The 20,715-nt window shown below is 34.0% G+C and carries 16 protein-coding genes and 6 tRNA genes; 8 read left to right on the forward strand and 14 right to left on the reverse strand.

All coding sequences use genetic code 11. The features are described 5' to 3' along the window. Nucleotides 1-153: 153 nt before the first annotated feature. Nucleotides 154-2,553, forward strand: coding sequence for an outer membrane beta-barrel family protein (locus E0Z07_RS01345; RefSeq protein ID WP_006261948.1), 2,400 nt, complete (start codon nucleotides 154-156; stop codon nucleotides 2,551-2,553). Between the two features lie 94 nt (nucleotides 2,554-2,647). On the opposite strand, the gene E0Z07_RS01350 is transcribed toward E0Z07_RS01345, so the two are convergent. From E0Z07_RS01350 to idi, 12 genes are all read right to left on the reverse strand, one after another. Then, complete coding sequence (locus tag E0Z07_RS01350) at nucleotides 2,648-3,592, reverse strand: alpha/beta hydrolase (protein WP_006261949.1); 945 nt, start codon at nucleotides 3,590-3,592, stop codon at nucleotides 2,648-2,650. Nucleotides 3,593-3,653: 61 nt separating this feature from the next. Beyond that, on the reverse strand, nucleotides 3,654-5,129 hold the full coding sequence (gene cls, locus E0Z07_RS01355) for a cardiolipin synthase (RefSeq protein ID WP_006261950.1): 1,476 nt from the start codon (nucleotides 5,127-5,129) through the stop codon (nucleotides 3,654-3,656). A gap of 145 nt (nucleotides 5,130-5,274) precedes the next feature. Next, nucleotides 5,275-5,348 (reverse strand) — tRNA-Thr (locus E0Z07_RS01360). Nucleotides 5,349-5,384: 36 nt separating this feature from the next. Further along, nucleotides 5,385-5,458, reverse strand: a tRNA-Thr gene (locus E0Z07_RS01365). Nucleotides 5,459-5,494: 36 nt separating this feature from the next. Then, nucleotides 5,495-5,568 (reverse strand) — tRNA-Thr (locus tag E0Z07_RS01370). Between the two features lie 41 nt (nucleotides 5,569-5,609). Beyond that, nucleotides 5,610-5,683, reverse strand: a tRNA-Thr gene (locus tag E0Z07_RS01375). 42 nt (nucleotides 5,684-5,725) lie between these two features. After that, nucleotides 5,726-5,799: transfer RNA gene (locus tag E0Z07_RS01380), tRNA-Thr, on the reverse strand. 41 nt (nucleotides 5,800-5,840) lie between these two features. Continuing rightward, nucleotides 5,841-5,914: transfer RNA gene (locus E0Z07_RS01385), tRNA-Thr, on the reverse strand. A gap of 81 nt (nucleotides 5,915-5,995) precedes the next feature. Beyond that, nucleotides 5,996-6,259 carry a hypothetical protein gene (locus E0Z07_RS01390; protein ID WP_006260203.1) on the reverse strand — a complete coding sequence of 88 codons (264 nt, stop codon included), beginning with the start codon at nucleotides 6,257-6,259 and terminating at the stop codon, nucleotides 5,996-5,998. Nucleotides 6,260-6,324: 65 nt separating this feature from the next. Next, a complete protein-coding gene (locus E0Z07_RS01395) occupies nucleotides 6,325-7,293 on the reverse strand; it encodes a type I phosphomannose isomerase catalytic subunit (RefSeq protein ID WP_006260204.1) in 969 nt (322 codons plus the stop codon). Nucleotides 7,294-7,400: 107 nt separating this feature from the next. Continuing rightward, on the reverse strand, nucleotides 7,401-7,814 hold the full coding sequence (locus E0Z07_RS01400; RefSeq protein ID WP_006264406.1) for a 6-pyruvoyl trahydropterin synthase family protein: 414 nt from the start codon (nucleotides 7,812-7,814) through the stop codon (nucleotides 7,401-7,403). A gap of 4 nt (nucleotides 7,815-7,818) precedes the next feature. Beyond that, the gene (idi, locus tag E0Z07_RS01405; protein WP_006264407.1) at nucleotides 7,819-8,346 is read right to left on the reverse strand and encodes an isopentenyl-diphosphate Delta-isomerase; all 528 of its coding nucleotides are present in this window, start codon (nucleotides 8,344-8,346) and stop codon (nucleotides 7,819-7,821) included. A gap of 262 nt (nucleotides 8,347-8,608) precedes the next feature. Between idi and E0Z07_RS01410 the strand changes: the two genes are divergently transcribed. Beyond that, nucleotides 8,609-8,845 carry a hypothetical protein gene (locus E0Z07_RS01410; RefSeq protein ID WP_006261952.1) on the forward strand — a complete coding sequence of 79 codons (237 nt, stop codon included), beginning with the start codon at nucleotides 8,609-8,611 and terminating at the stop codon, nucleotides 8,843-8,845. Between the two features lie 550 nt (nucleotides 8,846-9,395). Here E0Z07_RS01410 and E0Z07_RS01415 read toward each other — a convergent pair. Continuing rightward, nucleotides 9,396-9,848: a hypothetical protein gene (locus E0Z07_RS01415; RefSeq protein WP_006261953.1), complete on the reverse strand. Its 453-nt coding sequence runs from the start codon at nucleotides 9,846-9,848 to the stop codon at nucleotides 9,396-9,398. 77 nt (nucleotides 9,849-9,925) lie between these two features. Then, nucleotides 9,926-12,121: an ATP-dependent DNA helicase RecQ gene (locus E0Z07_RS01420; RefSeq protein WP_006260209.1), complete on the reverse strand. Its 2,196-nt coding sequence runs from the start codon at nucleotides 12,119-12,121 to the stop codon at nucleotides 9,926-9,928. A gap of 89 nt (nucleotides 12,122-12,210) precedes the next feature. Here E0Z07_RS01420 and E0Z07_RS01425 point away from each other — a divergent pair, with 89 nt between their 5' ends. The 6 genes from E0Z07_RS01425 (at nucleotide 12,211) to E0Z07_RS01450 (ending at nucleotide 20,661) form a co-directional block, all read left to right on the forward strand. Continuing rightward, entirely contained in the window at nucleotides 12,211-13,176 is a 966-nt protein-coding gene (locus tag E0Z07_RS01425; protein ID WP_006260210.1) for a KpsF/GutQ family sugar-phosphate isomerase, read from the forward strand. 32 nt (nucleotides 13,177-13,208) lie between these two features. Further along, nucleotides 13,209-14,021, forward strand: a complete 813-nt coding sequence (tatC, locus tag E0Z07_RS01430) for a twin-arginine translocase subunit TatC (RefSeq protein WP_131541067.1) — start codon at nucleotides 13,209-13,211, stop codon at nucleotides 14,019-14,021. A gap of 17 nt (nucleotides 14,022-14,038) precedes the next feature. Next, a complete protein-coding gene (lptB, locus tag E0Z07_RS01435) occupies nucleotides 14,039-14,779 on the forward strand; it encodes an LPS export ABC transporter ATP-binding protein (protein WP_006260212.1) in 741 nt (246 codons plus the stop codon). A gap of 234 nt (nucleotides 14,780-15,013) precedes the next feature. Further along, nucleotides 15,014-15,799 carry a polysaccharide biosynthesis/export family protein gene (locus E0Z07_RS01440; RefSeq protein ID WP_006260213.1) on the forward strand — a complete coding sequence of 262 codons (786 nt, stop codon included), beginning with the start codon at nucleotides 15,014-15,016 and terminating at the stop codon, nucleotides 15,797-15,799. A 4-nt stretch (nucleotides 15,800-15,803) separates the two neighbouring features. After that, a complete protein-coding gene (locus tag E0Z07_RS01445; protein ID WP_006267056.1) occupies nucleotides 15,804-18,203 on the forward strand; it encodes a GumC family protein in 2,400 nt (799 codons plus the stop codon). 238 nt (nucleotides 18,204-18,441) lie between these two features. Further along, entirely contained in the window at nucleotides 18,442-20,661 is a 2,220-nt protein-coding gene (locus E0Z07_RS01450; protein WP_016650485.1) for an NADP-dependent isocitrate dehydrogenase, read from the forward strand. The last annotated feature ends 54 nt before the right edge of the window (nucleotides 20,662-20,715 follow it).

A 20,715-nucleotide genomic window follows, 5' to 3' on the forward strand; every position in this document is an offset into this window, starting at 1 on the left:
GTAAAATAAAAAACTGAATATCAATAAATTACAAATAAAAATAAAAATTTTATATAAAATCAAACATTTTTTGTTGTAACATTTTACTCAAAAGTATGACTATTATATAAACCTTAATCAATTATTAGAAATAAACTTAACGAAAGAACTATTATGAAATTCAAATTAAGTGTTATCCTTTTCCTTACCATGGTTTGCTCTATTTATGCGCAACAAAAAGGAAAAATCACAGGAGCGATTTTTGACAAATCAATTAATCAATCCGTTCCTTATGCAACTGTCTCTATTAAAGATGGAGAGACTATTGTAACAGGTGCTATGTCTGATGACAATGGAAAATTCGAATTAACTGTTCCTCAAAAAAAATATACTTTAGAAGTACAGTTTATCGGTTACCAAACATATACTAAAGAATTTGAGTTAACTGAGGCTACTTATAACTTTGGTACGATTAACTTAACTCCTGAAGCGACAACTTTAGAAGGAGTTAATATTATCGCTGAATCATCTACAATAGAACAAAAGATAGATAGAAAAGTAATCAATGTAGGTAAAGACTTAACTACTGCTGGTGCTACTGCTGGTGAGATTATGAATAATATTCCTTCTGTAAATGTAGATAAAGATGGTAAGATATCTCTAAGAGGAAATGAGAATGTACGTATCCTTATCGATGGGCGTCCTACTAATATGTCTTCTGAACAGGTATTAAAACAAATTCCTTCTACTTCTATTAAGAGCATTGAGTTAATCACTAACCCAAGTGCTAAGTATAATCCTGAAGGAATGTCAGGTATTATCAATATCGTGTTACACAAAAATACAATGGACGGCTTTAATGGTTCTGTAGACACAGGAGTTACATTTGCTCATACTGTTAAGAATACTAACTCTATCAATGCTAACTATAGACAAGGGAAGTTAAACTTCTTCGCTAATGGTAGCTACTCGTATGGAAAATATAAAAATGACGGAGATATGCTACGTACGGATATTATGTCTCCTACAGAGATTCGTATGAATAATAAGAACAAGAACTACTTCTATAAAGTAGGTATGGATTATTATATCAACGATAACAATACATTGTCATTCTATACTAACCAAAGTACAAATGATAGAACAACAGATATGGATAACGCGACTACATATCCTAAGAACTTATTCGAAGATATCTTCCAAAAAACTGTTTATGATGGAGATAATAGATATAGTGCGTATAACTTAGCTTATAAACATCTATTTGAGAAAAAAGGTCATACTTTAGATATCGAAGGAAACTTTAGTCGTAACAAATCTACGAATGACGGAGATTACAATACGATTATAGGTAAAAATCCTAACCAAGTTTATCAAGATAGAAACAATGATAAAAGTGATTTAACAACAATCAACATTGATTATGTGAATCCTTTAAACGATCATACTAAACTAGAAGTAGGAGCTGAAGCTAGAATCTCTAGAGCGGATAACAACTTTGATTCTAATAATCCTTTGATTCCTGAGAAGAATAAAAAGATTAACAATGAATACAACCAAGATATCTTCTCTGCTTATGTAACTTTTGGTCAAACTTATGGTAAGTTTAACTACCAAGTAGGAACAAGATTAGAAAGCTATAAAGTAGAATCTAAATTAGGAGGAACAACTACTTTTAAAGATGATTACGTTACCTTATATCCGTCTGTATACTTAGGGTATTCTATGACAGATAATGATATGTTCAACTTAAGTTATAGTAGACGTGTAGATAGACCTAGTATTTCTCAGACTAACCCTGTTAGACAATTCTCTACTCCATTAATGACAATGGTAGGTAATCCTGAATTAAAACCACAGTTTACGAACTCTGTAGAATTAAATTACACAAGAATGTTTAATAACAAAAGTAGTGTGACTGCTGGAGTGTACTATAGAAAGATCAATAAAGAAATCAACCACGTTATCTACGATGACCCAGACAATGATAATCCAAATGCTTTATTAATGACTTTTGATAACTATAAGTCTAATGATGCTTATGGATTTGAACTTTCTGCTAATATCAAATTAACTCCATGGTGGGATATGCAACCTGGTATTGATTTCTCTAGTATTAAACAGACTGGTTTTGTATCTCAGTTAAACAGTACGACAAATCAAATGGATTTTATCGAACGCGATATTACTGCTAGTGCATTCAATGCTCGTTTAAACAGTAACTTCAAAGCGACTAAAAACTTAAGATTTAACTTATTCGGATTCTATAGAGGTCCCGTAGATGGTATCACAATGGACTCTAAAGAGATGTATAAAATAGATGCTGGAGTTAGATACTCTTTACTTGAAAACAAATTAAGTATCAGTGCAAGATTCAATGATATCTTCAATACTATGAAGTTCAAATACAGTTCTCAGTACCCTTATGCTTCTAATGGACAATTTACATGGGAAAGTAGATCAGTTTACATCGGAGTAAACTATATGTTCGGAGGAGGAAAAGGACGTGCATTACAAAGAAAGAACAGAGATTCGAATACAAAAGAAAGTGGAGGTGCTGGAGGATTATTCTAAAAAGCTCCCCTACCAACCAATCAACAACAACTTTTTTCAATTATTGCTAAAAAAGCTGTTACCTTAAATGGTAACAGCTTTTTACTTTTAATATCTATCTGTGCTTCTCTAAGAACTGTAATACACTAAACATTGCTTTATTTCTAACTTCTTTTTTCGAGAGAAATAAGTCATGCATTCCATCCTCTATTACAGCTTTCTCTACACGATGTCCTATCTTACTACCTATCTTCTCAATATCTTTTACATTTAGGACAATATCCGATGTCATAGAAGTAGCAGTCCATTTTGAAGTACTTCCAGACTTATCGCTATACATTAGTAGAATAGGAAAGTCTTCATGCAATACTACCTCCTGAATTAACTCCTGTGTATGTTGCACTGCTAATATCCAACTATAGTATACAGCAAAAGGATTTATTGGTTTCCATTCCTTATTGTACTCCCATTCTCCTTCTTCATCTTTATGCAATGTCTTACCATATAACTCAGGCATCTGCTCTGCATTAGCAAAGATATCCTTACTAACTTTACTCCTAGCGACACTACCCATAAAAGGCTTTACATAGAAAGGCACATTAAAGTCAAAGAAAGGAGAATTTAATATTAGTCCTGATAACCTTTCTTTTAACAACCCAAACATAGCATAATACGTTGCTAATAGTCCCCCAATACTATGCCCTAATAAAAATAGTTGGGTATCTCTCTTTTCCTTTAGAATATACTCTATTCCATAATCGATATCAGGAAAGTACTCTCGCATCGACTTACAATAATTCGGATGCTGATGAGGCAATAACGAACGACCATACTTACGCAAATCTATTGCATAGAAGTTTACTCCATGCTCATTAAAATAATCCATCAAGTGTATCTGAAAGAAGTAATCACAAAATCCGTGTATATACAGAATAGTCTGCTTATACTCTTTCTTATTTCCTCTTGACTCTATTAATGTGGTGATTACCTTCCCTTCATAATCATTCTCAAAGGGATGTTGATGTGTTATATATTTATCAAATGTCAAATGTAAATTCATAGTATCCTTAGTTAAAGTTTACTTATCCTTCATTACTCACTTTATTTGATGTCTACACATGCTATAATAAAGGAGAGAACAAACGAATAAAACTGTTTTTAAGACGTTGTTTCCAAGATCTCTTATTCCACCTGTGTAACTCTAGTTTAATAGAATCTCTACAGTCTCTATCAAACATTGTTTTCATTTTACGTGCAAACGCTTCATCATAAACCACAACATTCACCTCGAAATTCAAATCAAAGCTACGATGATCTAAATTACATGTACCTATAGAACTCACTCCTGCATCTGTAACAAAGGTCTTCGCGTGGATAAATCCTTTCTTATATAAATAAATCTCTACACCAAACTCTAATAACTCTTGAAAATAAGACTCCGAAGCCCATTTCACGATATTAGAATCTGTAATTCCAGGCAGTATCATTCTAACGCGCTTACCACTTAATGCAGCCATTTTAATAGCTAGTTGTAATGATTCGTCAGGTATATAATATGGCGTAGTGATGCAGATCTCTTTTTCAGCAGTTTGTATCGCTTTTAAGACACTATATAGAATAGAAGGTACATCTGAGTCAGGTCCAGACGAAATAACCTGTAACGGCACTCCTATCTCATCATTATCATGAATAGGGAAATACTTCTCATCAAAGGCTAAGTCTTGCTTACTACAGAAATTCCAATCTGCCAAAAAGATATATTGTAACCCATAAGCTCCCGAACCTTTTATTCTAATATGCGTATCCCTCCAAAAATACTGATTAGAATCTTTCTTACGGTTATCGTAGCGATCAGAGATATTTATCCCTCCTGTATAAGCTATCGTTCCATCTATCACCACTATTTTGCGGTGATTTCGATAATTCATACGGTTAGCAAAAGCTAATAGAATAATCTTATTAAAGGGATAGGCTTCGACTCCATTCGCACGAAGATTGCGGACAATATTCTTTCGAATGCTTTTACACCCAAAGTCATCATAGATAAAACGTACCTTAACCCCCTCCTTTACTTTATTGATCAGGATACTTTCTATCTCCTTACCGATATCATTATTCTCATAAATATAATACTCGATATGAATCGTACTTTTAGCTGCTTTTAAGTCTTCTATTAGTCTTGGAAAGAACTCTTCTCCATTCTCTAATATTTCGGCTTTATTATCCACTAATAATGGACCTTCTCCCATAGTCGCACTAGACAACATCTTAATGAAAGAACGATTCCTTTGTACAATAGGGTTTCCTTGTTGTCTCTGATCTAGGTGAATGTCATTTAGACGTTTTGTTAATTTAGTGCTATACTCATCATTTACCTTAAGCTTCTTAGAATACATCTTTCTTCGTCGATAATTGATCCCAAAAGAAAAATAAAATAAAATACCAAAGATAGGCACAAAGAAAACTAACAACAGATAAGCTAATGTCTTCGAGATAGAGTCTGTATCATAGATAATGCGTACAGCCACAGCAATAGCTATAATAAAATATACTATCTCCAAATAGATAAACCAATCTGCTTGAACTCTCAAAAACATACTTCAGCGTATTTTTAATAATAACCTTTCTATATAAGTTAGATTTAGGTTATCTAAAAGTAAAAAATAAAAAGCAGTTAGAAGAGCATTTAGTACACAAAGTATTTGAAAACAAAAAAGTCTCCCTTTTAAGGGGAGACTTTTGAGCCGATGGAGGGACTCGAACCCACGACCTGCTGATTACAAATCAGCTGCTCTAGCCAGCTGAGCTACACCGGCAAAATGAATGCCTGCAATACAATATTAAAACATTTGAGCCGATGGAGGGACTCGAACCCACGACCTGCTGATTACAAATCAGCTGCTCTAGCCAGCTGAGCTACACCGGCAAAATGAATGCCTGCAATACAATATTAAAACATTTGAGCCGATGGAGGGACTCGAACCCACGACCTGCTGATTACAAATCAGCTGCTCTAGCCAGCTGAGCTACACCGGCGACTCAATGTATTGCAATATTTAATCTTCAAAAAATTATTGAGCCGATGGAGGGACTCGAACCCACGACCTGCTGATTACAAATCAGCTGCTCTAGCCAGCTGAGCTACACCGGCGACTCAATATTATTGTAATACTAATCTCTTTTAAAACTTTTGAGCCGATGGAGGGACTCGAACCCACGACCTGCTGATTACAAATCAGCTGCTCTAGCCAGCTGAGCTACACCGGCGACTCAAAGTATTACAATATCAATTTTTCAAAAAACATCTGAGCCGATGGAGGGACTCGAACCCACGACCTGCTGATTACAAATCAGCTGCTCTAGCCAGCTGAGCTACACCGGCGACTCATTTTGCGAGTGCAAAGATAGCATGGTTTTTCAATCTTGCAACACAAAATGTATCTTTTTTAAATCTTTTTTTCGATTACATTGCGTTGATTTTTTCAACTAATTGACCTGCAACATCTTCTAGTTTTTTATAAACTCCTTTAAAATGTGCTTTTTTATTCTCAACGTTTTTTGCATTCACTGCTCCGATTAATTCATCGAAAGAAACAAACGCTTCTTCAAGTAATGCATTAGTCTCTGCAGTTGGTCCTCCAGTTGTCATTTCTTGAATATAAATTGCTTGGATGATATCACCTAATACATAGTGAATATCTTTTTTTAGGTTTCTTACGCTTGCCATAATTTCCTTTATTTAGTATTAATTTTACGCAAATCTACAATATAAAAATGGGGTATACTACTCTTTTAAGAAACAAATATCTCTAAGATTGTAGCCTCACCACTTAAACTTATTTGTGTTACTGCTGCTGGTATTAGCACAGTTTGTCCACATCGTATAGAATACACTTCGTCACCTAATGTGATCTCTCCTTCTCCTTCTGTACACACATATAGATAGAATCTAGAAGCATCCTTCTCTTTGTGATAACTTCCTTTTAGAGGTATATAATTCACTGAGAAGAATGGACACGCTACTATTTCGTTAGATACATTCGCATCTTTAGTATAAGTCAACTCTACTTCTTTCTTATCATAGTTGATAGCATCTAGTGCCATATCGATATGGAGTTCTCTAGAATTACCCGAAGCATCTAGTCTATCCCAGTCATATACTCTATAAGTAATATCTGAAGTCTGCTGAATCTCAGCTAATAATACACCAGCCCCAATAGCATGGATAGTACCTGTCTCGATGAAGAATACATCTCCTTTCTTTACAGGTATCTCTTTTAATATAGAAGGCAATGTCTTAGCCTCTAAATGATGTAGATAGTCCTCTTGAGTCACTCCATCTTTAAAGTCTACTACTATTCTTGCATTTTCATCCGTTTGCATCACATACCACATCTCAGTCTTTCCAAAAGACCCATGGCGCTTCTGAGCTAAATCATCATTCGGATGTAACTGTATAGATAAATCTTCTTTTGCGTCTAGAAACTTAAACAAAAGAGGAAACTTCTTATCAAAACGGTTTATAATATAATCACCTAAGATTTCTTCAGGAAACTTCTGAATTAAATCATTTAAACTTAATCCTTCATATACCCCATTTGCGACAACGCTTACATCAGAAGATACACCAGAAATCTCCCAGCTCTCTCCTACCTCATTTGAATCAATATCTTTACCAAGTATTGATTTTAACTTCGTTCCTCCCCAAATTCTGTCTTTCAGAATCGGTTGAAATAGTATCGGATATTGTTTAAAACCCATATATTAATCACTTCTATTAAAAATAAGCTATTGCTTATTTATCTTTCCCAATCGCTATAAAAAACGAGGGTGCAAGTTACAACTTTTCCCATTAGCATACCCTATAATTAATAATCTCCTTTAAAAGAAACAAAGTTTCTAGCAGTTTCATACAATATCACTTCTAACTCTTTATCATCATTAATAAAAGGTCTTAATTTTTGCCATATCACTACTGCGATATTTTCTGCTGTAGGGATTAACTCTAAAAACTCTGGTACATCTAAATTCAAGTTTTTATGATCAAAGTTCTCTTCTATCTCCGATTTTATTAAATCGGATAGTTCTTTTAAATCCATCACAAATCCTGTCTCTGGATCTAGCTCTCCTGTTACCTGAACAATTAATTCATAATTATGTCCATGATAGTTAGGATTATTACATTTACCAAAAACAAGTTGGTTCTTCTCTTCTGACCATTCTTTTCTATGCAAGCGATGTGCTGCATTAAAATGAGCTTTTCTACTAACAGTTAATCTCATACTATTATTTCTTTTGAGCTTCTATAAAATGATAAAACTTAGAAAAAATGATTTTAAACCAAGCTGTATATATATTAGGATTAGCCTCCATATCTTCCTTTATCCCTTCTATAGACATCCATTTCCATGCCTCTACTTCTTCTAGGTTGATATTTGGTTCATCATCGTAATATCCAATCATCACATGATCAAACTCATGCTCTGTCAGACCATTGTCAAATGGGGCTTTATAGATAAAACTAAAAACATCTTTTAGGGGCACTTCGAACCCCATTTCTTCCATTAATCTACGTCTACCAGCCTCTATATTTGTTTCGCCTACACGTTGATGACTACAACAAGTATTAGTCCACAATAAAGGCGAGTGATACTTTTCTGAAGCACGTTGTTGTAACATTACTTCATTATTTTTATTCAAAATAAAAACAGAAAATGCACGATGTAACAAAGCTTTTTCATGAGCTTCTATCTTTTCCATTACTCCTACTTGTTCATCTTGTTCATTTACTAATACCACTAACTCTTCTTTCATACCTAATAATTTATATCAACCTCAAAAATACAAAAAAGATACGGTTAAACTAATCTCTTTATCAGATAGCATCGTTATAAACCTGTCTTTATTCTATAATACTCATTTATAAACGACTACATTCCTTCTTTTGTTATCTACTCCCTCGTTTTATCTTTCAATACTATTCGTACGCAGTGCTTTTCCTTCTAACCACTTCTACTGATTCTTCAACTATTTCTACTTATTTTTTGACTACTTTTGTACAAATGACAATTAGAAAATGGAAAGACAAATCAAACTTATTTGGGATTTTAAAGGGCCTGCTGGAGAAAAAACAGCCGAACATCACGTAATACATCTTAAAGAGTATGTCGCTATAGAACAACTACCTATCTCTATCATAGACTATACAGTACTAGCACCAGAGCATACTATCGCGTATATGGTAGTCAATGATGAGCAAATGAGACAACTAAGAGATATCCTAAAACCACATCGAGGAGAGCTATACGAATAGACCGCATCTGTGAATACATATATCAAGAGGTAACCTATGTAATAAGTTACCTCTTTCTTTTTTACAACTCAGTACATCTTTTAACTATTAAGAAAAAGGACACTATTTTTTTTAATATTCGAATCTATATTTCACTTTTATAAGTACTTTTTCATGTTCTGAAAGGTCTTTTTTTCTATTCTATCTCCTCAATAAGAGCAAAGATCTGTCTTATAAGAAAAAAAGATGTACTTTTTTTTAGCCCTTAAAACAACACAAAACACTAACAAACAACAAGTTAAACAAAAAATATCCTTTATAAACACAAACACCCTCTATAGCATATCCCCTTATAATACAGGTGTTATAAGCAATTCGCTCGACAATTCATGGACAATTACTCGAGATTGGTGGAGCTAGAGGTGACTTTGTCGAACAATCCTCCATTTACTCATCACCTATTCTCCTTCTATCTAAACTGTGTGATTACTAAATACCTACCTAAACAAAGTGTCTAATATCCACAAAAAAAGGTGCTCTATAAGAACACCTTTTATCTATATATCTTTTGTTAAGCTAAAGCGACCAAAGTTTCTTTTAGCACTACATAGTTTTTATAATAACTTTCTATAATCTTGATTTTTTTCTTTCCACTATTCACTTCTATATAGCCATCTTGGTTAGTCCACCGCATATATAATGTATCTATATGTATCTGCACATCTTCTGCAGCTATATCTATAACTCTCTCCTGTCCCAATACTTTCTTATAATATATCTTTTCTCCATCAATCGTTATTTTGTTGAGATAAGGATATATTTTAACTACATAGTAGACTAATATAGAAGCCGTCACTACTCCACTTGCTATAGCACTCTCGATATTACTCACCCCGATATCGCCTTTCTTTGCTTTTAATATTAAGATTATAAATAAAATATTTATCATTAAAAGCACCATAGTAACGATACTAATCTTGACTAACGAAGATCGTCTAAAACACGATTTAAATATTTTTTCCATATTTTTAAAAAGAGTATATAAAAAAACCCTCAGTAGTCACCTACTGAAGATTTTAATTGTTCTATTTCTACTATGAACTAGTTCGCTTCTTTACTAATAAACTGAATACGCATTAATCGCAACTCTTCAGTATCATAATCTCCGTCAAACTCAGTCATCGCAGCCTTAATATTATCTGTCTCTGATTCCATAAAGTAATCATAGATTTCTTCTTGCTGATCTTCGTCTAAGACATCATCTATCCAATATGATATATTCAACTTCGTACCAGAATATACGATCTGCTCCATCTCTTTTAGCAGACCATCCATATCTAATCCTTTAGCACTCGCTATATCCGATAAAGATAACTTTCTATCTACATTCTGAATAATATAAAGTTTTAATGCGGAATTAGCACCTGTAGATTTAACAACTAAATCATCAGGTCTGATGATATCATTATCTTCTACATACTTACTAATCACATCTACGAACTCCTTACCATATTTCTTAGCCTTACCTTCACTTACTCCTATAATATTAGACATCTCCTCTAGAGTAACTGGATACTTAAGCCCCATCTCCTCTAATGAAGGGTCTTGGAATACTACGAATGGAGGTACACCATATTTCTTCGCTACTTTCTTACGCAGATCTTTTAGGATACCGATCAGAGCCTCGTCTATCACTAGACTAGCTTTACTAGCGATCACATCCAAATCATTTTCAGCATCAGAATATTCGTGATCTTCAGTCATCATAAATGACTTAGGATTATCTATAAACTGTAGTCCAGCTTCCGTCAGTTTTAACACTCCATAAGCTTCAATATCTTTGCGCAATAAGTCTGCTACTAATACTTGTCTAATAAGAGCTATCCAGTACTTCTCATCGTGATCCTTACCACAACCGAAAAAGTCTAATGTATCTGTCTTATTTACTTTTAACAGTGCATTGATTTTCCCCAGTAGAGTGAATACTATTTCTTTCGTCTTATAAGATTGTTTCGTGTCTCTAATTACTTTCAATAATTGAACTACACTATCTTTAGCTTCTACTTTAGTCTTAGGATTACGGATATTATCATCCATATCAGCCCCTTCACCATTGACTTCGTCAAATTCTTCTCCGAAATAATGCAGGATAAATTTTCTTCTAGACATCGATGTTTCAGCATACGCTACTACTTCTTGTAATAATGCATACCCTATCTCTTGCTCAGCGACAGGCTTACCAGCCATAAACTTCTCAAGCTTCTCTATATCTTTATATGAGTAATAGGCTAGACAGTGTCCTTCACCTCCATCACGTCCAGCTCTACCCGTCTCTTGATAATAACTTTCTAATGATTTAGGAATATCATGGTGTATTACATAGCGTACATCTGGCTTATCTATCCCCATACCGAATGCGATAGTAGCTACTACTACATCTACATCCTCCATTAAGAACATATCTTGATGTTTAGCACGGGTCTTAGCATCTAGTCCTGCGTGATAAGGCACAGCACTGATCCCATTTACCTGAAGTACATTTGCGATTTCTTCTACTTTCTTTCTACTTAGACAGTAGATCACTCCTGATTTTCCTTGGTGTTGTTTAATAAAGCGAATGATATCCGTCTCTACATTTTTCGTTTTAGGACGTATCTCATAGAATAAGTTAGGTCTATTAAACGATGCTTTGAAGGTATTCGCATTTGGAATTTCTAAGTTTTTTAAGATATCCTCTTGTACTTTAGGAGTGGCTGTTGCAGTCAGTCCTATAATAGGTATATCACCAAGACTTCTAATAATGTTGCGCAGATTTCTATACTCTGGTCTAAAGTCATGTCCCCATTCAGAAATACAATGGGCCTCGTCAATAGCTACAAAAGATAATTTTTCCCCTTGTAAAAAGCTAACATACTCTTCCTTAGTTAAAGATTCAGGTGCTACGTATAGCAACTTTGTAATCCCACTTTTAATGTCTTCCTTTACCTGAGCTATCTCAGTCTTCGTAAGAGATGAATTAAGCACATGAGCCACACCATGCTCTGAAGATAAACTTCTAATAGCATCTACTTGATTCTTCATCAAAGCAATTAACGGTGAAACAACAATAGCAGTTCCCTCTAACACCAATGCAGGTAATTGATAACAAAGAGACTTCCCTCCTCCAGTCGGCATAATCACAAAAGTATTGTGTCCAGAAATAATACTTTTGACCACATCTTCCTGAAGACCTTTGAATTGAGAAAATCCAAAAAATCTCTTTAACTCTTTGTGCAAGTCAATTTCAGTTGATTTCATTATTTTTGTATGGTATTTTACATAAATTTGCAGTACCTAAAGGTACAAAATTTCTTTAGTTCAATCATAATATTTAACATTCGCTCATTTTGAATACATCAATTAACATATTAAACACCGCCAAGAATACTTTACTTTCTGAGAGTGAAAGCATTAAAAAACTAATCGATTATCTAACGGACGATTTTGAAAAAACTGTTAAAGCGATTTTCAACTGCAAGGGGCGAATAATTGTGACAGGAATAGGCAAAAGTTCACTAATTGGAGCGAAAATAGTAGCAACATTCAATTCTACTGGAACGCCATCTATCCATATGCATGCTGCAGAGGCAATGCATGGAGATCTAGGTCTAATCCAACCAGGAGACTGTATCATCTGTATCTCTAATAGTGGTAATAGCCCAGAAATAAAAGTATTAGCACCTATCCTTAAAAGACACAACAATACGCTTATTGCTATCACAGCTAATGAGAACTCGTTTTTAGCAAAAAGTGCTGACTATATCCTATTATCTAAAATAGACCATGAGGCAGAACAGAATAATCTAGCACCTATGAACAGTACTACTGCTCAGCTAGTTTTAGGAGATGCCTTAGCAGCTTGTCTTATAGAATTGAGAAACTTCACAGCAGAAGACTTCGCAATGTACCATCCAGGTGGAGCATTAGGTAAAAAATTGTTACTTTTGGTGCAAAACATACTAAAAAGCGAAAACAAACCTGCTGTATCTCCAGATTCTTCTATCCAAGAAGTAATCGTAGAAATATCAGAAAAACGCTTAGGAGTAACTGCGGTAGTAGATAATGAGCAAATCATAGGAATCATAACAGATGGAGACTTGCGCCGTATGCTACAAAAAAGTAGTAATCTAAACGATTATAAGGCAAAAGACATTATGTCTATCAACCCTAAATCAATAGAGAGTTCTGAACACGTATCTAAGGCACTGTCTATATTAGAGGACAACTCTATCACGCAATTACTAGTGACACAAAACAACAAATACGTAGGCGTAATCCACCTACATGATATATTAAAAGAAGGGATCGTATAAATATGGCAAACTCAGATAAATCAAAAAAGGAAATGTCTTTCCTAGACCACTTAGAAGAACTAAGATGGTTATTAGTTAGATCTTCAGCATTTATACTAGGAGGAGGGGCAGTCGCTTTTATTTTTAGTGATTTTATTTTTGACAAAATCATCTTCGCACCAAAAAGAAGTGATTTCGTTACCTATCAATTCTTTTGTAAAATAGCACAACGTTTTGATTTTGATAGAAGTTTTTGTTTACAAGACTTACCCTTCGAGATTCAGAACAGAACGATGGATGGACAGTTCTCTGTATTAATTTGGACTTGTATTTCTGCAGGTTTTATTATTGCAGTTCCTTTCATTCTTTGGGAAATATGGAAGTTCATCAGCCCGGCACTTTATACAAAAGAAAAGAAATACGCTAAACTATTTATCGTTGTATCTTCTTTATTATTCTTTATGGGAGTAGTATTTGGATACTACGTTATCACTCCGCTATCTATTAATTTCCTTGCGAACTTACAGGTAAGTGATATCGTTAAAAACCAGATAGATATCAACTCTTATATAGGTCTTGTAAAAACGACATCTATAGCATGTGGTTTAGTATTCGAATTACCGATTATTATTTACTTCCTATCTGTGTTAGACTTAGTTACACCACAGTTCTTAAAAGACTATAGAAAGTACGCTATCGTATTAATATTAATCATCGCAGCTGTAATAACTCCACCAGATGTAGTAAGCCAGATTATAGTATCTATTCCATTACTTATTCTATACGAAGTGAGTATTTATATCTCTCTCTTCGTACACAAAAAGAATAAGAAGATAGAAGCAAGTAAAACAAAACAAATTGACTAATCTCATATTTTAAAATCATGAAATTAAGAGCTGATAATTTAATTAAGATGTACAAAAAACGCAAAGTTGTTAAAGGTATATCAGTAGAGGTTAATCAAGGAGAGATCGTAGGACTACTAGGGCCAAATGGTGCTGGTAAAACTACATCATTCTATATGATCGTAGGATTAGTAAAACCTAACAGTGGAAATATATATTTAGATAATACGGATATAACAGACTTCCCGATGTATAAACGTGCACAACATGGTATCGGGTACTTAGCACAAGAGGCTTCTATCTTTAGAAAACTAAGTATAGAGGACAACATCCTAAGTGTACTACAACTAACGAAACTCTCTAAAAAAGAACAAGAGGCGAAAATGGAATCTCTAATAGAAGAGTTCAACTTAAACCATGTACGTACTAACCGAGGAGATGTACTATCTGGAGGAGAAAGAAGACGTACAGAAATCGCTAGAGCATTAGCTACTGATCCTAAGTTTATTCTTCTAGATGAACCCTTCGCGGGAGTTGACCCTGTGGCAGTAGAAGATATCCAAAAAATCGTTGCGAACTTAAAAAACAAAAACATTGGTATCCTTATTACAGATCACAACGTTCAAGAGACTCTTGCTATTACAGACAAAACGTATCTTATGTTTGAAGGAGGTATCTTAAAAGCAGGTGTTCCAGAAGAGCTAGCAGAAGACGAAATGGTACGAAAAGTGTACTTAGGTCAGAACTTCGAGCTACGTAAAAAGAAACTAACGTTCTAAATAAGAATCAAAAGCCACTTTTACATATTTAACAGTTATTATTTATAGTTCTTTTAATTTCTGAGATTATTGTGTTTTTTATAATTAGAAAAAAGGTGAATTATCCTAAAAACACTGTACTTTTTGCGAAAGCATCATTTTATCTCTACTCAGAAAAAACTATATTTGACACTTTAAATGGTAAAACTCTTTTTTTTGACTATTTAGAAACTATATATTTGCAAAAAAATAACAATGAAAAATATAATTGCGCTAAAACTATCTCTTTTCTTTTGCACCATGCTTTTGCTAGGGTCATGTGCATCTAGAGAGAGTGTTGTATACTACCAAAACGTTGAGGATGTATTACTAAAAGAGTCTAATGATAATAAATTTGAGACTCGTTTAAGAGCAGATGATTTGCTAATGATCATTGTATCTGCAGAAGATCCTGAAGCAGCTGCTCCGTTTAACTTAGCTAATACAATGACTACAAATCCTAACAATCCTGCTGGTAGTGGTACTATGACTCAACACTTATACTTAGTAGATAGTGATGGGAATATAGAATTTCCTGTATTAGGAACTATTAAAGTAGGTGGTAAAAGCAAAAAAGAAGCTGTAGAAATACTGTCAAAACAAATAAGCCAATATATCAATAACCCTATTGTCAACATGAGAATCATGAACTACAAAGTGACAGTACAAGGGGAGGTAAATAAGCCAGGTGTACACACTATCAATAGTGAGAGACTTACATTAGCTGAAGCAATAGCATTATCTGGTGACCTAACAGTATATGGAAAAAGAGACAATATATTACTGATAAGAGAAATAGATGGAAGAAGAGTTCCTATCCGTGTAGACATGACTAAAGCGGACTTTATGGTATCTCCATACTATTATTTAAATCAAAACGATATTGTATATGTAGAGCCTAACAAAACAAGAGTAAACTCTTCTGTAGTAGGACCTAACTTAAGTTTAGGATTATCTGCATTATCACTTTTAGTAACTGTAATAGCACTTGCTACAAAATAGAAAAATGGAAAACAAATTTGACAATCAAGAAAACTCTAATATAAACATACGAGAAGAACTAGAGAAATATTTAGTTCACTGGAGATGGTTTGTATTAAGTGTTTTTATTACTGTAGCTTTAGCTTTCGTTTATTTACGTTATAGCCAGAAGATATATTCTATCAATACTTCTATCATTGTAAAAGATGAAAAAAGAGGTGGTGGAATAGCGTCTGAAATGGCAGCATTCGCTGACTTAGGGATGTTCTCTGGTGGTAAAAGTAATGTAGAAAACGAGACACAAGTACTACAATCAAGAAGTCTTGCAGAAAGAACAGTTAGAAGATTACAATTAAATATAGCTTTAATCAATAACGATAGATTTGTAAAAAAGGATTTATATGGTAATAGTCCTGTTTCTATCAACTTTGTAGAGCGTGTTTTTGACTTTGATGATATCGAGTATTCATTTATTGTTAAAGATAGAACTGAATCGTCTTTCTTGTTATTAAATGATGAGGAAGAAGAATTAGGTACTTTTAAATATGATGAACCTATTTCTACTATATTAGGTAAACTTATCGTAACTAAGAATGCTCCTAAAAAAACAGGAACACTAGATGCTCTTAAAAAAGAAGGTGGTGAAGAAACTGTAAATGAAATACTAGTACAAGTAAAACCTGTCCAAAAAGTCGTTGATTATTACGTAAAAGAGGTAAAAATAGCTCCTACTGATAAGTTCTCTACTGTGCTTGAATTATCATTGTTAAACGCTACGCCAGCGAAAGCAAAAGATTATTTAAACACATTGATTACTTTGTACAATGATGGTGCTATAGCTGATAAACGTTTTATCTCAGAGAAAACTTCAGAGTTCATCGACTCTCGTCTAGTCCTGATTACTGATGAACTAGGTGATGTAGAAAAGAACGTAGAGGGATATAAAGCTAGAAATAGCATTACTGATATTCCTACAGAATTAAAAATTCACTTAGAGAATGCTAATGTTTATGAAAAACAAATCATTAGTAATGAAACCGAATTAAAAGTTATCTCTTCTCTAATAGAGTTCTTAAAAAGCAGCAAACCAAACGAATTACTTCCTGGTAATATAGTATCGACAGATGTTAGCTCTAACAGCTTAATTGATCAATATAATAAATTAGTATTAGAAAGAAATAAGTTAAGTACTAGTACAACTAAGCTTAACCCGGCTATCGTTAAATTAGACGATCAAATCAACTCTATGAAAGCTTCTGTATTAGAAAGCCTTCTAAGAGCCGAGAGCAATCTAAAAATTACACGTAGAGAGTTAGCGTCTAAAGAATCTGAATTAAAATCTAAACTATCTCTTGTACCAAAACAAGAAAGAGAGTTCAGAATCATCGATAGACAGCAAAAGGTAAAAGAGGCTATCTACTTATACTTATTCCAAAAAAGAGAGGAAACTGCAATCGCTTTAGCAGCAACAGAACAAAATGCTAAAATAATCGATGTAGCTAAGAGTAGTGATAAACCAGTAGCTCCTAAAAAAGCAATTATCTTATTAGCCGCTCTTATCATGGGAGGATTAATACCATTTGCTTTAATCTACTTACGTAGCTTATTAGATACTAAGGTTAAGACTAGATTAGACATTGAAGAAAATACTCAAGTTCCATTCTTAGGTGATATACCACACTCTAACGATAATTCCAAAATCGTTAATATTGCGAGTAGAACGAGTACTGCTGAAGCTCTTCGTATCGTTAGAACGAACCTTGAGTTTATGCTAAGTGATGTACAGGAAGGTAATGCTAAGATGATATTCTTAACTTCTACATTCCCTAAAGAAGGTAAAACATTTACATCTGTAAATATTGCAGCTACAATTGCATTATCAGGTAAACGAACTCTTCTTATCGGATTAGATATTCGTAACCCTAGATTAGATGATTATATCATGCTTCCTACTAAAGGCGTATCTGACTACTTATTAAGAAAAGAGGACGATATCAACCAGTATGTTGTAAAAATAGATGGTTACGAAAACATGTATGCTTTACCAGCAGGTACTATTCCACCTAACCCAGCAGAACTATTAATGGGAGATAGAATAGGAGATATGTTTGAGACTCTTAAAAAACAATATGACTATATCATCGTAGATACAGCTCCTGTTAGTTTAGTTACAGATACCTTGTTAATCGCGAAATATGCTGATACGTTCATCTACGTAGCGAGAGCAAACTACCTAGACAAACGTATGCTTAAATTACCTAATGACTTACACAAAGAAGGTAAACTTCCGAATATGTCAATTATCTTAAATGATACTGAGACAAACAAAGGATATGGTTATGGATACGGATATGGTTATGGATATGGCCAAGATCTAGAAGTAGACAAACGCCCTTGGTGGAAAAAACTAATAAATCTAAAATAAGAACAAAGGTCACTCTTTTATAGGGTGACCTTTTTCATTAATATGATAAAATATTATATCAAAATGTACTAAAACAGAAATATAAAAAGTCTGAATTATCAAATTCATAATTCAACTCTAAAAAGGGTATTAAGCCTAAACAATAACATACATATTTAGTATATTTGCTATATAAATTTCAAGTTTTAAACAAAATATATTTAACGATAATATTGTTTTCATTTAAAGTAAATAAAAAATGACACAAAAATCTAAAATCCTTTACACGTTTACAGACGAGGCTCCAATGTTAGCTACGTATTCGTTCTTACCTATTGTACAAGCATTTGCTAAAACAGCAAGTATAGATGTTGAAACAAGAGATATATCTTTAGCAGGACGTATTCTTGCAACTTTCCCTGAGTTCTTAAAAGAAGAGCAAAGAATCGGTGATGCATTAGCAGAATTAGGAGAATTAGCAAAGACTCCAGAAGCTAATATCATTAAACTTCCAAACATCTCTGCTTCTATTCCTCAGTTAAATGCTGCTATTAAAGAATTGCAAGCTCATGGTTATGCTGTGCCTAACTATACTGCAGATGCTAAAACTGAAGAAGAAAAAGAGATTAAAGCTAGATATGCTAAAATCTTAGGTTCTGCTGTAAACCCTGTGTTACGTGAAGGAAATTCAGATCGTAGAGCTCCTAAAGCAGTTAAAAACTATGCTAAAAAACACCCACACTCAATGGGAGCATGGTCAGCTGATTCTAAAACAAGAGTAGCTTCTATGTCTGAAGGTGATTTTTATGGTAGTGAAAAATCAGTAACTATAGCTGATAACTGTAAATATAAAATCGAATTTGTAGGTACTGATGGTGCTATTAAATTATTAAAAGATTACGCTCCTTTATTAAAAGGTGAAATCATTGACTCATCTGTACTAAACGTAAATAAATTAAAAGCGTTCGTTTCTGAATGTAAAGAAGAAGCTAAGGCAAAAGGTATCTTATTCTCTACTCACTTAAAAGCGACAATGATGAAGGTTTCTGACCCTATCATCTTCGGTGCTGTAGTAGAAGTTTACTTCAAAGAAGTATATGCTAAATATGCTACTTTATTTGCAGAATTAGGTATTATCCCAAATAATGGATTAGGTGATTTATACGCTAAATTAGCTGGACATGCTCAAGAAGCTGAAGTAAAAGCTGCTATTGATGCTGCTATTGCTAATGGTCCTGCTATCGCAATGGTGAACTCTGATAAAGGTATCACTAACTTACACGTTCCTTCTGACGTTATCGTAGATGCTTCTATGCCAGCTATGATCCGTACTTCAGGACAAATGTGGAATGCTGAAGGAAAATCACAAGATACTTTAGCTATCATTCCAGACCGTTGTTACGCTGGTGTATACCAAACTGTAATCGAAGACTGTAAAGCTAATGGTGCTTATAACCCTACTACTATGGGATCTGTTCCTAACGTAGGTCTTATGGCTCAAAAAGCGGAAGAATATGGTTCTCATGACAAAACATTCCAAGCTGACACAAATGGAGTAATCCGCGTATCTGATGATAAAGGAAATATCTTCTTCGAACAAAATGTAGAAGCTGGAGATATATTCAGAATGTGTCAAACTAAAGACGCTCCTATCCAAGACTGGGTTAAACTAGCTGTTAACCGTTCTCGTTTATCTGATACTCCTGCTATCTTCTGGTTAGATGAAAACAGAGCTCACGATAGAGAAATCATCGCTAAAGTAAATACATACTTAAAAGATCACGATACTACTGGATTAGATATCAGAATCTTAAACCCAGTAGAAGCTACTAAAGTATCTGTAGAAAGAATCCGTCAAGGTCTAGATACAATCTCTGTAACAGGAAATGTATTACGTGATTACTTAACAGATTTATTCCCAATCTTAGAAGTAGGTACTTCAGCTAAGATGTTATCTATCGTTCCATTAATGAATGGTGGTGGATTATTCGAAACTGGAGCAGGAGGTTCTGCACCTAAACATATCGAACAATTCATTGAAGAAGGATATTTACGTTGGGATTCTTTAGGAGAGTTCTTAGCATTAGGTGCTTCATTCGAACACTTAAGCCAAACTCAAAACAACCCTAAAGCAATGGTATTAGCTGAGACATTAGACGAAGCTACTGCTAAGTTCTTAGACAATGATAAATCACCTGCTCGTAGAGTTGGATCTATTGATAATCGTGGTTCTCACTTCTACTTAGCAATGTATTGGGCTGAAGCATTAGCTAACCAATCTAAAGATGCTGAATTACAAGCTAAATTTGCTCCTATCGCAAAAGCAATGACTGAAGGTGAGGCTAAAATCAACGAAGAGTTAATCGCTTCTCAAGGTAAAGCTCAAAACATCGGTGGTTATTACCAATCAAATGTAGCTGACACAGCTAAGGCTATGCGTCCAAGTGCTACTTTAAACCAAATTATTGACACTATCTAATATAGCATCGATATACTAAAAAAGGTCATCAGTTAACTGATGACCTTTTTTTAT

The organism is Myroides odoratimimus, from assembly GCF_004337635.1.
In the GTDB taxonomy this organism is placed as follows: Bacteria; Bacteroidota; Bacteroidia; order Flavobacteriales; family Flavobacteriaceae; genus Flavobacterium; species Flavobacterium odoratimimum.

Excerpts from the sequence above, each read along its gene's own strand:
- E0Z07_RS01345 (WP_006261948.1), top strand. The coding sequence starts at position 154 with ATGAAATTCAAATTAAGTGTTATCCTTTTCCTTACCATGGTTTGCTCT.
- E0Z07_RS01350 (WP_006261949.1), bottom strand. The coding sequence starts at position 3,592 with ATGAATTTACATTTGACATTTGATAAATATATAACACATCAACATCCC.
- cls (WP_006261950.1), bottom strand. The coding sequence starts at position 5,129 with ATGTTTTTGAGAGTTCAAGCAGATTGGTTTATCTATTTGGAGATAGTA.
- E0Z07_RS01390 (WP_006260203.1), bottom strand. The coding sequence starts at position 6,259 with ATGGCAAGCGTAAGAAACCTAAAAAAAGATATTCACTATGTATTAGGT.
- E0Z07_RS01395 (WP_006260204.1), bottom strand. The coding sequence starts at position 7,293 with ATGGGTTTTAAACAATATCCGATACTATTTCAACCGATTCTGAAAGAC.
- E0Z07_RS01400 (WP_006264406.1), bottom strand. The coding sequence starts at position 7,814 with ATGAGATTAACTGTTAGTAGAAAAGCTCATTTTAATGCAGCACATCGC.
- idi (WP_006264407.1), bottom strand. The coding sequence starts at position 8,346 with ATGAAAGAAGAGTTAGTGGTATTAGTAAATGAACAAGATGAACAAGTA.
- E0Z07_RS01410 (WP_006261952.1), top strand. The coding sequence starts at position 8,609 with ATGGAAAGACAAATCAAACTTATTTGGGATTTTAAAGGGCCTGCTGGA.
- E0Z07_RS01415 (WP_006261953.1), bottom strand. The coding sequence starts at position 9,848 with ATGGAAAAAATATTTAAATCGTGTTTTAGACGATCTTCGTTAGTCAAG.
- E0Z07_RS01420 (WP_006260209.1), bottom strand. The coding sequence starts at position 12,121 with ATGAAATCAACTGAAATTGACTTGCACAAAGAGTTAAAGAGATTTTTT.
- tatC (WP_131541067.1), top strand. The coding sequence starts at position 13,209 with ATGTCTTTCCTAGACCACTTAGAAGAACTAAGATGGTTATTAGTTAGA.
- lptB (WP_006260212.1), top strand. The coding sequence starts at position 14,039 with ATGAAATTAAGAGCTGATAATTTAATTAAGATGTACAAAAAACGCAAA.
- E0Z07_RS01440 (WP_006260213.1), top strand. The coding sequence starts at position 15,014 with ATGAAAAATATAATTGCGCTAAAACTATCTCTTTTCTTTTGCACCATG.
- E0Z07_RS01445 (WP_006267056.1), top strand. The coding sequence starts at position 15,804 with ATGGAAAACAAATTTGACAATCAAGAAAACTCTAATATAAACATACGA.
- E0Z07_RS01450 (WP_016650485.1), top strand. The coding sequence starts at position 18,442 with ATGACACAAAAATCTAAAATCCTTTACACGTTTACAGACGAGGCTCCA.